This is a genomic window from Streptomyces sp. NBC_00076, from assembly GCF_045041235.1.
Lineage (GTDB): Bacteria > Actinomycetota > Actinomycetes > Streptomycetales > Streptomycetaceae > Streptomyces.
In genome coordinates this window covers 2,347,791-2,361,438 of record NZ_CP108242.1, presented here as the reverse complement: position 1 = coordinate 2,361,438, position 13,648 = coordinate 2,347,791, and the positions used below count along the sequence as shown (strand labels likewise).

Annotated in this window: 12 protein-coding genes; 6 read left to right on the top strand and 6 right to left on the bottom strand. The window is 71.1% G+C overall.

The features are described from left to right. The first annotated feature begins 66 nt into the window (after positions 1-66). Entirely contained in the window at positions 67-432 is a 366-nt protein-coding gene (locus tag OHA64_RS10815) for a hypothetical protein (protein WP_405611485.1), read from the top strand. Here the strand turns inward: OHA64_RS10815 and OHA64_RS10810 are convergent. Beyond that, positions 410-1,153 carry a FadR/GntR family transcriptional regulator gene (locus OHA64_RS10810; protein ID WP_405611482.1) on the bottom strand — a complete coding sequence of 248 codons (744 nt, stop codon included), beginning with the start codon at positions 1,151-1,153 and terminating at the stop codon, positions 410-412. The genes OHA64_RS10815 and OHA64_RS10810 overlap by 23 nt on opposite strands. Before the next feature lie 70 nt (positions 1,154-1,223). Between OHA64_RS10810 and OHA64_RS10805 the strand changes: the two genes are divergently transcribed. From OHA64_RS10805 to OHA64_RS10790, 4 genes are all read left to right on the top strand, one after another. Then, positions 1,224-2,564 (top strand): CynX/NimT family MFS transporter, encoded by a 1,341-nt coding sequence (locus tag OHA64_RS10805; RefSeq protein ID WP_405611479.1) that lies wholly within the window; start codon positions 1,224-1,226, stop codon positions 2,562-2,564. 68 nt (positions 2,565-2,632) lie between these two features. Next, on the top strand, positions 2,633-2,749 hold the full coding sequence (locus OHA64_RS10800) for an SGM_5486 family transporter-associated protein (protein WP_269787331.1): 117 nt from the start codon (positions 2,633-2,635) through the stop codon (positions 2,747-2,749). A 169-nt stretch (positions 2,750-2,918) separates the two neighbouring features. Beyond that, the gene (locus tag OHA64_RS10795) at positions 2,919-3,125 is read left to right on the top strand and encodes a hypothetical protein (protein ID WP_405611475.1); all 207 of its coding nucleotides are present in this window, start codon (positions 2,919-2,921) and stop codon (positions 3,123-3,125) included. Between the two features lie 65 nt (positions 3,126-3,190). Continuing rightward, on the top strand, positions 3,191-3,709 hold the full coding sequence (locus OHA64_RS10790; RefSeq protein WP_405611472.1) for a SixA phosphatase family protein: 519 nt from the start codon (positions 3,191-3,193) through the stop codon (positions 3,707-3,709). Between the two features lie 110 nt (positions 3,710-3,819). On the opposite strand, the gene serB is transcribed toward OHA64_RS10790, so the two are convergent. Beyond that, complete coding sequence (serB, locus tag OHA64_RS10785) at positions 3,820-5,037, bottom strand: phosphoserine phosphatase SerB (protein ID WP_405611470.1); 1,218 nt, start codon at positions 5,035-5,037, stop codon at positions 3,820-3,822. A 353-nt stretch (positions 5,038-5,390) separates the two neighbouring features. After that, positions 5,391-7,742, bottom strand: a complete 2,352-nt coding sequence (locus OHA64_RS10780) for a streptophobe family protein (RefSeq protein ID WP_405611467.1) — start codon at positions 7,740-7,742, stop codon at positions 5,391-5,393. Between the two features lie 240 nt (positions 7,743-7,982). Here OHA64_RS10780 and OHA64_RS10775 point away from each other — a divergent pair, with 240 nt between their 5' ends. Continuing rightward, positions 7,983-10,565 carry an FHA domain-containing protein gene (locus OHA64_RS10775; protein ID WP_405623931.1) on the top strand — a complete coding sequence of 861 codons (2,583 nt, stop codon included), beginning with the start codon at positions 7,983-7,985 and terminating at the stop codon, positions 10,563-10,565. Between the two features lie 91 nt (positions 10,566-10,656). Here the strand turns inward: OHA64_RS10775 and OHA64_RS10770 are convergent, their stop codons facing one another. The 3 genes from OHA64_RS10770 to OHA64_RS10760 all read right to left on the bottom strand — a co-directional run bounded on the left by OHA64_RS10770 (position 10,657) and on the right by OHA64_RS10760 (position 13,546). After that, positions 10,657-11,463: a transglycosylase SLT domain-containing protein gene (locus tag OHA64_RS10770; protein ID WP_405611464.1), complete on the bottom strand. Its 807-nt coding sequence runs from the start codon at positions 11,461-11,463 to the stop codon at positions 10,657-10,659. A gap of 296 nt (positions 11,464-11,759) precedes the next feature. After that, on the bottom strand, positions 11,760-12,854 hold the full coding sequence (locus OHA64_RS10765; RefSeq protein ID WP_405611461.1) for an S-adenosylmethionine:tRNA ribosyltransferase-isomerase: 1,095 nt from the start codon (positions 12,852-12,854) through the stop codon (positions 11,760-11,762). Next, the gene (locus OHA64_RS10760; RefSeq protein WP_405611458.1) at positions 12,851-13,546 is read right to left on the bottom strand and encodes an SDR family NAD(P)-dependent oxidoreductase; all 696 of its coding nucleotides are present in this window, start codon (positions 13,544-13,546) and stop codon (positions 12,851-12,853) included. Before OHA64_RS10760 ends, OHA64_RS10765 begins: the two co-directional genes overlap by 4 nt. Between the last annotated feature and the right edge of the window lie 102 nt (positions 13,547-13,648).

Genomic DNA, 13,648 nt, shown 5'->3' with positions numbered 1-13,648 from the left:
CCGCGCACTCTGGAGTAGGCGTTCACCACACGCTCCCCTCCCCAGCCCGGCCGCGGAGGTCCCCTTGTGTGCCTGTTCCGAAGCCTGGCCTCAGTGACCGTCGCGGTCTGTCTCGTGCTGTCCCTGCCGTACGACGCGATGCCGGACGACGTGAGGCCGCACGCGCGCGTGCAGGCACGGAAGGCCGCCGCCCCGGAGCTGTTCGGCGCCACCTGCCACAGCCGGATCACCGGCTCCCGGGTGAGCGCCTACTGCCACAACCCCTATGTGCCGGTCGACCTCGTCAGCCTGCACATCGAGTGCGACCGCTGGTGGGACATCGACACCGACGGTGCCGCGCTCGCGGCCGGGCCCGCGCAGACCGTACGTCTGACCGGCCGCTGCTGGAAGGAGGTCCGCTCGGTGTGGGTCAGCCACCGTCGTCAGCCGTAGGACCGTCAGCCGTAGGACCGTCGGCCGCCGCCGGACCGGCCGGAGAGCCGAACCGGCCGGGGCGGCACAGGAACGGATAGCTCGCGGCCTCCTCCGCCGCCGCCGGGGCGTCTCCCGCGCGGATCGCGTCGACGAGCCGTGCGTGGTCCATGTGCGTCTCCGGAGTCAGCTCCGCGCCCACGTCCTCACGCAGCCAGTCCCGCAGCACCTCGCCCAGATCGGCGTACATCGCGGACATCACGTCGTTGTGGGAGGCGGCCACCACCGCCAGGTGGAAGGTCGCGTCCGCCGTCACGAACGCCTCCGCGTCGCCGGAGTCCCAGGCCTCCTCGCGTCGCACCAGCAGCGCGTCGAGCTGCTTGAGGTCCTTCTCCGTGCGCCGCTCGGCGGCGAGTCGCGCGGCCGACGACTCCAGCGTGGACCGCAGCTCGGCGATGTGCCGGGGGTCCGCGTCCGCGAAGCGGCGGTGCATCACTCCCGCCAGCTCACTGGTCGCCACGACATAGGTGCCCGAGCCCTGACGGATGTCCAGCAGGCCGTTGTGCGCGAGCGCGCGGACGGCCTCACGAACCGTGTTGCGGGCGACCCCGAGCTGCTCGACCAGCTCGGGCTCCGTCGGGATCCGGGAGCCGACCGGCCACTCGCCCGAGGCGATCTCGTGCCGCAGCGCGGCGATGACCTGCTCGGACAGTGCCGAGCGGCGGGGATGGCTCAGAGGCATGGCACACCTTCGCACGGGCGGGGCCGATGCGGGCGACCCGGGAATGGACAACCAATCATCCCATGATCCTATGATGGGCCGCATGGCTAGCGAGGAAACCCGGACGACGAAAGCCCCGAACGTACGCGATACGCCGCACGCACCCGGTTCACGCGGTTCGGCCACCAGCGACTTCCAGGGAGCCGCCGTGCCCGCAGGCGACGCCACACGCGCGTGGGCGACCCGTCTGGTCGTCGTCGGCATCGTGCTCTCCGCCCTGAACCTGCGCCCCGCCATCACCAGTCTCGGCGCGCTCCTCGAAGAGGTCCGCGACGGACTCGGCATGAGCGGCGGCGTGGCCGGACTCCTCACCTCCGTACCCCCGCTCTGTTTCGCCGTCTTCGGCGGCATGGCTCCGCGACTGGCCCGCCGCTTCGGAGCGGGCGCGGTGGTGTGCGCGGGCATGGCCGCCATCGCGGCGGGCCTGCTCATACGGCCGTACGCGGGTGGCGCGCCCGGATTCCTGGCCGGCAGCGCCCTCGCCCTCATGGGCATAGCCGTCAGCAACGTCCTGATGCCCGTCATCGTCAAGCGCTGGTTCCCGGACCGGGTCGGCTCCATGACCGGCCTCTACTCGATGGCCCTCGCGCTCGGCACGGCGTCGGCGGCGGCCGTGACCGTGCCGATCACCGAGGCGCTGGGCGGCAGCTGGCGTTCCGGGCTCGCCGTGTGGGCCGTCCTGGCGGCGACCGCCATGCTGCCGTGGATTCCGCTCGTACGGGACCGGAGCACCGGATCGCCCGCTTCCGCGGCGGCCGAACCCGCGCGCGAGGAGGCACCGGCCGCGGTACGGATCACCCGGAGCCGCACCGCCTGGGCGCTCGCCGTCTTCTTCGGCCTCCAGGCCACCGCCGCCTACATCACCATGGGCTGGATGGCGCAGATCTTCCGGGACGCGGGCGTGCCCGCGAGCACGGCCGGTCTGCTGCTTGCCGTCACGATGGTCATGGGCGTGCCGCTGGCCTTCGTCATCCCGCGGGTCGCCACCCGGCTGCCGCACCAGGGGCCGATCGTCCTCGTGCTCGGCGTCTGCGGTCTGGCGGGGTACGCGGGCCTGTACTTCGCGCCGGCCGGCGGCGCCTGGGCCTGGGCCGTGCTGCTCGGCGTCGCCAACTGTGCCTTCCCGCTCGCCCTCACGATGGTCGGGATGCGGGCCCGGACCGGCGCCGGCGTCGCTCAGCTGTCGGCCTTCGCGCAGAGCGCCGGCTATCTGATCTCCATCCCGGGCCCGCTCCTGGTGGGCGTGCTCTACCAGGGCAGCGGGGGCTGGGGCCTGCCGATCGCCCTGATGGCGGCCCTGATGGTGCCGCAGATGGTGGTGGGCGTCCTCGCGGGACGCAACCGCACGGTGGAGGACGAGGCAGCCCGCTGAGCCGGTGCCGGAGCCCCTGACCTCACCCCCGGCGAACGGTCGCGGGGGACCGGTGCGAGACTTGCCGTATGCCAGTGCTCGATCCGAACCCCCAGAACGGCCAGAAGAAGATGCTGTTGGTCTTCGGCTCGTTCCTCGCCATCTTCGTGATCATCGCCATCATCGCGACGATCGCCTCGCCGTGACCTGATCGTTCCGCCCAGGGGTGGGGCTGGCACCACCATCCCCTAGGGGGTGAGTGTCAGGGTCAACTGGGTGGATCACCGGATGGGTTGAGGGGCACGGACTCCGTAGCTTCGAGATGTGGCCGCGAACGGCGGACCACGGACCACTCGAAGAGCAGCGGAGGCACCCATGTCGGCCCCTACGCACACCCGGCCCCACCCGGCCTCCCGGGCCGGCGTCGACATCCGGTTGCCCTGGTGGGCGCTGGCGCTGCCGACGCTCGCCTTCATCGTGCTGCTGGCGCTGATCCTGAACCCGACGGACGCCCAGGCGGCAACCGGGGACCCCGCCGTCACCCGGCTCTTCGAGCGCCTCCAGCAGCTGATATCGCGCTGAGCACGGCCGGAGCCGCCCGTCAACTCCTCGCGCCCCATGGCCTGTTTCATGCGAAGCTGGATCCCATGAGCGTCGCAGAACACCGCAAGATCGTCCTCTTCCGGCATGCGAAGGCCGACTGGCCCCAGGTCACCGATCATGAGCGGCCGCTCACCGATCGGGGCCGCATGGAGGCGGCCGAAGCCGGACGCAGGCTGACCGACACAGGCCTCTCCTTCGACATGGCCCTGTGCTCCACCGCGACCCGGACCCGCGAGACCTGGAAACTCGCCGTCCACGAGTTCGCGCACCGACCGAAGACGGTCTACGAGGAGCGGATCTACGAGGCCTCGCCCGGTGAGCTGATCGCCCTGCTCAACGAAACCCCCGACGACGCGCAGAACGTCCTCCTGGTGGGCCACAACCCGGGTGTGCAGGGCCTCGCGGACATCCTGGCCGGTTCGGCCGAGGGCGACGCCCGTGACCGGATGAGCCTGCGCGGCTTCCCGGCCGCGGCCTTCGCCGTCCTGTCGTTCAGCGGCCCCTGGAAGGCTCTGGAGCCGGGCGTGGCCACTCTCCTCGACTACTGGGCACCGTCCGACTGACCTGGTCCCAACGACACGCGAGACGACACGCCAGAGACATGCCTGAGGGGCCCTGCAGCGCTGGGCCCCTCACACATGTAGTGCTGCTCGGTTCTCGTACGAGGTCCTGCTCAGTCCTCCACGTGCGCGTCCGCCGCCTCGACCTCTTCGCGGGTGATGCCCAGCAGATACAGGACCGTGTCCAGGAACGGGACGTTCACCGCGGTGTGCGCGGCCTCCCGCACCACCGGCTTGGCGTTGAAGGCAACCCCGAGACCGGCCGCGTTCAGCATGTCCAGATCGTTGGCACCGTCACCGATCGCCACCGTCTGGGAGAGCGGTACGCCCGCCTCGGTGGCGAACCGGCGCAGCAGCCGTGCCTTGCCCGCACGGTCCACGATCTCGCCGGTGACCTTGCCGGTCAGCTTCCCGTCGACTATCTCCAGCGTGTTGGCCTGGGCGAAGTCGAGCCCCAGCCGCTCCTTCAGATCATCGGTGACCTGGGTGAAGCCGCCCGACACCACACCGACTTGGAAGCCGAGCCGCTTCAGCGTGCGGATCAGCGTGCGCGCCCCCGGCGTCAGCCGCACCTCGGCGCGGACCTTGTCCACCACCGACGCGTCCAGTCCTTCCAGCAGCGCCACCCGCGCGTGCAGCGACTGCTCGAAGTCCAGCTCACCGCGCATCGCGGCCGCGGTCACCTCGGCGACCTTGTCCTCACACCCGGCGTGCGCGGCGAAGAGTTCGATCACCTCGTCCTGGATGAGCGTCGAGTCGACGTCCATGACGACCAGGCGCTGCGCCCGCCGGTGCAGACCGGCCGCGACCACCGCCACATCGACGCCGAGCGCCGCCGCCTCTGTCACCAGGGCGGTGCGCAGGGCTTCCGTCTCCACACCGGACACCGCGAACTCCACGGCCGTCACGGGATACTTGGCCAGTCGGAAGATACGGTCGATGTTGCCGCCGGCCCGGGTGATACGAGCGGCGATCGACGCCGTCGCCTCCGCGGTCAGCGGATGTCCGAGCACGGTGACCAGGGAACGCCCCAGCCCACGCGGCCGGTTGTCGCCGCGGCCGGAGATGATCTCCGCCTGCATCTTCATCGACTCCGCCCAGCTGTGGACGGTGGCGCGCAGATCGCCGTCCAGCCCGCGGGGCGGTGCGGTCACGAGCGCGCACAGAACGATGCGGCCACGGGTGACGACCTGCTCGATGTCGACCACGTCGACGGAGTAGGCGGCGAGGGTGTCGAAGAGTCCGGCCGTGATGCCCGGCCTGTCCTTCCCGAAGATCTTGACGAGAAGGGTGGGGGCGTCGGAGGACAGCGAGGTCTGCGAAGCGCTCATGGTGTTCCCACCGTATCCGGCACGCAGTGCCTTCCGCTCCCGAGGTCCGTCTGACGGACAGGGAACACTGGGTGGCGGGCCGGTGGCCCTGACCTTACGTCTCGACCACCAATGCGTGGCGCGGACCACCGCGGCGACGGTCACGAGGCGACCCGCAGTCGAAGCCCGCGCGACCACGGCGTCGCCCGCCGGTCGACTCCGTCCGGGCGCGAGGGGCGGGAGGGGCGGGAGGGGCGGGGACGATTCCGGACGTGGTGTCACCGGCACGGCCAGAGGCCGAGGTGCCAGGGGCCCGAGGAGCCAGGAACCCGAGGCATCGGGACCCGAGGCGTTGGGGACGCGCGTGCGCCGGGTCAGGGTCGTCCCCGCTTCGGCCTCCCCGGCGGCGGGGGAGAGGGCGGGGGCGGCGGTGGTGGTGGGGGTAGCGGTGGTGGTGGCGGAGGCGGAGGCGGTCCGTCGTCCGGTGTGGACGGCGGGCGGTCTTCGGACCTCGGCTCGGGAGGTTTGCGGGGCTTGCGGACAGGCGGCCCGAGCGGCCGGACCACCGTGGGTGAGCCGTACATGTCGACATCGGGCCGGCGCCCCGCCCCTGGGGCCGACTCAGCCCCGAGTGCCGGCCTTGTCTCCGGCGGTCGCGCGTCCTGCGGTTCCCGCGACTCCTCCGGCATCCGCAGATACGGATCGGTGGCCGGGTTCGGCGGCCGGTGCGGCGAGCCGGGGGAATAGGGCCCGGGCTCACCGGCGTACGGATCTCCGGGCACCGCCGGGTACGGGTTCGATCCCGCTCGGGACTCACCTGCGTACGGCGGGCCCCCGGACGCGCCGGTGTACGGCGGCATCCCGGACCCGCCCGCCTCGGTACCCCCACGCTCAGCCGCGTACGGATCAACCGCATCACCCCCGTAGGACCGTCCAGGCTCACCGCCGTACGCCTGCCCGGCCTGACCGGCGTACGGCCCTTCATCCCTGGCCCCAGCCCCGGCCGCAGAGCGACTCCCCGGCTCGCCCCCGTACGGCCCACCGGTCTCGCCCCCGTACCGGACACGCCGCCCGTCCTCCGGCCCAGGCGCCCCCGCACTCCGCAGCCCCACCACGTCCCCCCGTGCCAGGGGCGCCGCCCGCTGCCCCGCCGCACCCGTCGCGCGGGCGAGAAGCGCCCCGAGGGCTCCCGCGACCGCACCCCACAGCGCGCCGAGAAGCAACGCCGTACCGAGATGCCCGTGGAGGTCTATTCCGGCGCCGAACGCGTCGAAGCCCAGCACGGACAGCGAGGCGTCCACCGACACCTCCGTCAGCCAGGCGAGCAAGGGCAACGTCAACGCGGTCGCGACCCCCAGCCGCAGGGCACACCGCCCCGCGAAACCGAGGGCCCCAGGACCCCGCACCCCGCCGGACCCCACACCCGCGAAGCTCCCAGGCCCGGCCGACCTCGTCCGCGGATCGAGTCCCGAGCCCCCTGCCCCGGCCGGCCTCGTATCGGGAGCGAACCCCGAGTTCCCGGGCCCGGCCGGTCTCGTGTGCGGCTCGTGTCCCGAGCCCCCGACCCCAGCTGCCCCCGCATCCGGAGCGCCCCCCGCCCCCGCCGGCGTCCGCGCAGCCGCCGGCGTCCGCGCAGCCGTCAAAACCCCCGCCAACAGCATCATCAGCGCTGTCGCGACCCCCAGCAGCCACACCCGCCCGTCCAGTTCGGCCAGGCGCCCCAGCGTGATGGACTGGTTCGAGCCGTTGCCCAACAGGTCGTCCAGCGGGGTCGGCAGAAGCCGGGTCAGTTCGCCTGTCGCCCTGCCGTCCCACGGCACGAACAGGCCGATCGGGACGCCCAGCCACACCCCGTTCGGCGCGCCCAGCAGCGCCGCTCCCGCGATCCGCTTCGGGTGGTCGTCCCCGATCGCCGCGTACGCCGCCGCGGCGAACCCCGCGGCCACCGCCACCAGCAACACGGTGACGAGGGCGGACGCGGCCGGCCGGACCACCCTGTGCACGACCTCGAAGCCGTGCGGCAGCGGAGTCCGGCGCGAGGCCAGCAGCGCGATCAGCAGGATCCCGGCCGACCAGCCCAGCCCGCCGAGCAGGGTCGGCGCGGTGTCCACCGTGAAACCGACCGCCGCCTTCGCGTCGATGAGGCCGCCGATCTGGTCCGGCAGCAGCCCCCCGATGTCCCCGATGTCGCCCACTCCGGGAATCTCGATGCCGCCGCCCCCGCCACCACCGGGCAAGTCGTCCAGACCCAGCGAGCTTCCGTCGATCGTGATGACGTCGTGCCCCGCCCAGACCAGCCCGCCCAGCATCGCCACGAACACCGCGACCACCGCGCCCGCGCGCGCGAGGAGTTCGGACGGGGCGATCACCACTCCGGCCGTCCGCAGGGACCTTAAGAAGAACCACGACAACAGCAGCCCGCCCACCAGGCTGACCCCAAGTGGCGTGATCTCGATGGCCGTCGCCGCCTCCGCGCCCTTCAGCCCGAACGCGGAGACATCGCCGGACGGAGTGACGGAACCACCCGCACCGAGAGCCACAACCGCCGCGGTCATCGGGCCGAGCGAGCTCGCCGTATCGGCTTCGAGCAGATGCAGACCGAGCGCCGCCGTGCCCGCCATCCCGATCAACGCCCAGCTCACGGAGGCGATCGCGGCGAGCAGGATGTCGCCCCACGGCAGCCTCGCGCCCGGCTTCGCGGTCCCGACGCTCATGGACGCACTCATGGCAGACCCCCCGATCCGCTGCACGGCCGAGTTGCCGCGCATGTCCCCCTCGCGTGGATTACCACTCTCCGGGCCGGTTTCAACCCCGTCAACGGAAACAGTCGAAACGGACGTACCCCTTCTTCGCAAGGCCCGGCTTTCGGTCAGAGGGACGAGCCTGAAATAGTTCCCGACGATGTTCGACATCCCTAGACTCCCTGTGATGGGGGTAACTCGGGGGACTACTCAGTGGGGCATGGAGTGCCGGAACTCGTACTGGAATTGAACGGACGGACCTGGACGCTCGATGCGTCCAGGCCATACACCCTCGGTCGTGATCCGCAGGGGGACGTGGTACTCGACGACGCCAGGGTGTCGTGGCGGCACGCCACGATCAGCTGGGGTGGCCGCAGTTGGGTCGTCGAGGACCACGGCAGCACCAACGGCACGTTCGTGCGGGGGCAGCGGATCCACCAGATGGAGATCGGCCCCGGCTCGTCCGTGCACCTCGGCAACGCGACCGACGGACCGCGCCTGGACATCTCGGCGGCCGCCGCCGCGGTCGCCTCGCCGCAGGCCCAGCCCCAACAGCAGCCGTACGCGGCCCAGGGCGCCGGTCCCGGCTGGGCGGCGGCCCCGCCCCAGCAGGCACCGCAGCAACAGGCACCGCCCCAGCAGGTACCGCAGCAGCAGGCCCCGCACCCCGGCTGGCAGCAGCCGCAGCAGGGGGCCGCGCCGCAGGTCCCGCAGCAGCAGGGCCCGGGCGAGGTGTACGCGCAGCAGGTTCCCGGTGGTGGCGCGGGGGCGCCGCCGGTCTACGGCGACCGCAGCCCGACCACGTTCCACCAGTTCTCGCTGGGCCGTGTGATGCGGATCGGTCGCGCGCTGGAGAACGAGCTGGTCGTCTCCGACCTCCAGGTCTCCCGCCACCACGCCGAGTTCCACGCCACGCCCGACGGCCGCTTCGAGATCCATGACCTGGGCTCGCACAACGGCACGTACGTCAACGGCCAGCCGATCGCCAAGGGCGGCTCGCAGCTGCTCGGCCCGAACGACATCGTCGGCGTCGGCCACTCCACGTTCCGCCTGGTCGGCGACCGGCTCGAGGAGTTCGTCGACACCGGTGACATCTCCTTCTCGGCCCGTCACCTGACCGTCACGGTCGACGGCGGCAAGCAGATCCTCAAGGACGTCTCCTTCGGCGTCCCGGAGAAGTCGCTCATCGCGGTCATCGGTCCGTCCGGTTCCGGCAAGTCGACGCTCCTGAAGGCGCTCACCGGTTACCGGCCCGCCAACCAGGGCGACGTCCTCTACGACAACCGGAACCTCTACAAGCAGTTCGCCGAGCTGCGTCAGCGCATCGGTCTGGTCCCGCAGGACGACATCCTGCACAAGGAACTGACCGTCAAGAAGGCCCTCAAGTACGCGGCCAAACTGCGCTTCCCCGCCGACACCACGGGCGCCGAACGCGAGGCCCGTATCGACGAGGTGCTGCGTGAACTGAAGCTGGACATCCACAAGGAGAAGAAGGTCACCTCCCTCTCCGGCGGCCAGCGCAAGCGCGTCTCGGTTGCCCTGGAGCTGCTCACCAAGCCGTCACTGATCTTCCTGGACGAGCCGACCTCCGGCCTCGACCCGGGCATGGACCGCGACGTCATGCAGCTGCTGCGCGGTCTCGCCGACGACGGCCGTACGGTCCTCGTCGTCACGCACTCCGTCGCCGAACTGGCGATCTGCGACAAGCTCCTCGTGATGGCGCCCGGCGGCGCGGTCGCCTACTTCGGTCCGCCGGAGGAGGCACTGAACTTCTTCGGCTACGACACCTGGGCCGACGTCTTCTCCGCCTTCGAGAACTATCGCGACTACGACTGGGCGGGCCGCTGGAAGGGCTCGCAGCACTACCAGATGTACGCCGCGGACATCGACGCCGTCGCGCCACAGTCCGTACAGATGCCGCCCATGCAGGCGATGAAGCCGCCGAAGCCGCAGGGCTGGATGTCGCAGTTCATCACCCTGGTGCGTCGCTACACCTCGGTGATCGCCTCCGACAAGGGCTTCCTGGCCCTGATGGTGATCCTGCCGGCGGTCCTGGGCGCGGTGAGCCTGCTCATCGACTCGGGCAACAGCCTGCTGCCCAACCCGGCCAACCCGAAGACCGGCCGGATCATCCCCAACGGCACGGCCACCACCGTCCTGCTGATCCTCGCGGTCGGTGCCTGCTTCGCGGGTGCCGCGAACTCCGTCCGTGAGCTGATCAAGGAACGGGTCATCTACGAGCGGGAACGCGCCACCGGCCTGTCCCGCTCCGCGTACCTGATGTCCAAGGTGTTCGTGCTCGGCCTGATCACCGTGTTCCAGGGCCTGCTGGTCGGCGTCATCGGGTTCGCCAGCCGGGAGATCCCGAAGGAGGGCGTGGTCCTGGGCAGCAACACCATGATCGAACTCTCCATCCCGATCATGGCCCTGGGCTTCGCCTCGATGATGTTCGGCCTGGTCATCTCCTCGCTGGTGAAGACGGCCGAGAAGACCATGCCGCTGCTGGTCATGTTCGCGATCATCCAGGTCGTGTTCACCGGCTGCCTGTTCGCTCTGAACGGCGCGGTCGGCGTGAACGAGTTCTCGTATCTGATGCCGTCCCGCTGGGCGGTCGCGGCCGCGGGCGCCACGCTGGACTTCAACAAGATCAGCCCGCCCAAGGACGGCGGCGGCAACGACCCGCTGTGGGAGCACACGGTCGGCGCCTGGGGCATGGACATGGCCGCCCTGATCGTCCTCGGTGTGATCTGCGGCTTCTTCGTGGCCCGCTTCCTGCGCCGCCACGAGCCCGAGGTCATGCGCAAGTGATCGCCTCCGTACGGCATCGTCTCCGTACGACAGTGAAGGGCGGCACCCCGGTGGGGGTGCCGCCCTTCGGCGTGAAGAGGTCCGCGCGGCCTCAGTACGCGCTGTTGACGTTGTCCATCGAGCCGTACCTGTCGGCCGCGTAGTTGGCGGCGGCGGTGATGTTGGCGACCGGGTTGTAGATGTTCCAGGACGTGCCCGCGACGTGGTACGCCTTGAAGGTCGGCGGGATGACCTGGAGCAGCCCCTTCGACGGGATGCCGTTGATGGCGTTGATGTCCCAGTTGTTGATCGCGTTCGGGTTGCCCGAGGACTCCCGGATGATGTTGCGGTACAGACCGTTGTACGAACCGGGGATGCCCTTGGCCTTCATGATGTCCAGGGATTCCCTGATCCAGCCGTTGAGGTTGTTGGCATAGGACTTCGCGGCGACGGTCTTGAGGTGCGGACGCTTGGCGGACCGGCTCGCGGCCTTCTTCGCCTTGTGGGCCTGCTCGGCCTTCTTCTTGGCGGCGGCCGCGGCGGCCTTCTTCTTCGCGACGGCCTTGGCCTTGGCCGCAGCCTTGGCCTTGGCGTCCGCTTCTGCCTTGGCCTTGGCCTGGGTCGCCGCCTTCGCCTTGGCCTGCGCGTCGACGCTCTTGCCCTGCAGGCCGGCACCGGCGAGCTGCTCGGTGACGCCCGACTGGAGACCCTTGAGCTGCTCGGAGCTGTAGGCGACGCGTGCGGGGGCGGCAGCCTCGGACGTGGTCGTCTGTCCGCTCGGAACCGCGGTGAACGCTATGGCGGCGGCGCTGAGTGTGGTCACACCAGCGATCGCGATCTTGTGCGTCTTGGTCAGGTTGCGACTTCGGGCCTTGATGTTCTTCAGGTTGCGACTTCGGGCCTTGATGTTCTGGAGCATGCGAGTGGACCTCTTCGAATAGCGCGGAGGTCGCTCGTCGTCCCGTGGGGGACGGGTGCTTCCGGCACAAACGCCGCGGATCGAACCCGCGGCGCCGAGCGACGGGAGCCATTCTTAGCGGCAGCAAAATGCCCAGGCAAAGGTGTGACCTACGACCCCGGGTAGTGGATCGGGGAAGGGCAAAACGGGACAGACTAGAACGTCTGCCCCGTTCAGGTGTGAACCCTTTGTCTCCTATTTCTCTTCGTACGTGATGTGCGCCCTATGTCCGGGCTCACATCGGGCGGACAGCAACCTCACCACCAGTTGCTGGCGCAATGCTGTGTGTGAGGTCCTTCCGGCGGGAGGACGAGGTGCACGTCCCCGAACTCGTGCCACAGGTAGAGCCCGCGCAGCGCCTCCTCGTAACCGCGGTCCACCGCGGCCCGTCCGGCGATCGCCTCCAGCATCAGCAGATGCGAGGCCTCCGGCTCGTGCAGGCCCGTCAACAGCCCGTCCACCACCCGCACCCCGCGCTCCGGGCTGACCACGAGATCGGTCCACCCCGCACGACCGCGTACCACCCCGTCGGGACCGGCCGCCGACTCGACGGCCCGTACGGCCGTCGTACCGACCGCCACGACCCGCCCGGCCCCCGCCCTCACCGCGTTGATCAACTCCGCCGAGGACTCCGGCACCGCGAACCGCTCCGGATACGGCGGCTCGTGCGCCTCCGCCGAGGCCACCCCGGCATGCAGCGTGACCGGTGCGAACCGGACACCCCGGCTCACCAGCTCCGCCACCAGCCGCGCGGTGAACGGCCGCGCGGCGCTCGGCATCTCCGCGCTGCCCGACCCGTCCGACGACGGCAGCGCGAACACCGTCTGGTACACCGACAACGGCTGGTCCCGCTCGGTGTAGGAGTAGCGAACAGGCCGCCCGTACTCCCGCATCAGCCCGAGGATCCCCGAGCCCCTCGCGACGGACACCCGAGCCCACCACAGCCGCTCGCTCCCCGCGCCCACCGGATCCTCGAGCACCAGCCGTACCCCCGCCGGCAGCCGCACCTCCGTCCCCGCGGGCCCGCCGGCACGCGCGCGCGTGGTGCCCGTTCCGTCGGGATCCCGCAGCTCGACGGCCCATCGCCCGTCGTCCCCGCAGGTGGAGAAGTGCACCACCACGCGCGCGTGCCCGATCCGCCCGTCCACGGCCGCCGCCAGCGTGGGGGACGTGTTGACGATCAACAGATCCCCCGCCCGCAGCAGCCGGGGCAGCTCCACGAACGCGTGGTGCGACACCTCCACGCCCCGCGACACGAGCAGTCGTACGGCGTCCCGGTCACGCCCGCGCCCACGCTGCTCGGCAGGCACCCGCGCCGACAACTCCTGAGGCACCTTCGCCGCCAGCGTCACGGTGACTCCATCAGTGCGACAGCCCCGTACCGCCCACTCGCGGGACGCGCGTCCAGCAGCCGCAGGAACGCGGGCACCACGGTCACCGGCTCGGGCCGCGGGTCCTCGTCCTCCGGTACGGCCACCGCGTACAGGTCCGTCGCCATGTCCCCGGGGTCGACCGCCCAGACCCGCAACCCGGGCTCCTCCTCGCCCAGCACCGCCGCGAGATGGTCCAGGGCCGCCTTCGACGCCCCGTAGCCGCCCCACGTCTCGTACGCCTCCGCGGCCGCGTCCGAGCTGACCGTGATCACCGCGCCCGCCTCGGAGGCCCGCAGCATGGGCAGCGCCTCCTGGACCAGGCCGAGGGCGGCCACCACGTTCACCTCCAGCGCCCGCCGCAGTCCCTCCAGCGGCAGCCCCGCCAGCCGGACCAGCGGTTCGGCACCCAGCGCACTCGCGTTGCTGACCAGCAGGTCGAGCCCGCCCAGCTTCCGGGCCGCCGCCACCAGCTCGCCGCGGTGGGAGGGGTCCGTCACGTCCCCTGGCAGGGCTGTCACGCGCCTCCCATGCGCGGACACGACGCCGGCCGCCTCCGTGAGGGTCTCGGCGCCTCTGGCGTCGAGCACCAGATCCCAGCCACGTCCGGCCAGGGCATCGGCCAGCGCCCGCCCCAGCCCCTTCGAGGCTCCCGTGATGATCGCTACCGGCATGACACACGCCCCTCGTCCTCGATGCCTCCTGATCGGCCTGCCCCCAACGTAGGAACCCGGTCGCCCCGTCCGCCTCGGACGCGAGCCGCAGACCGGCGAGGC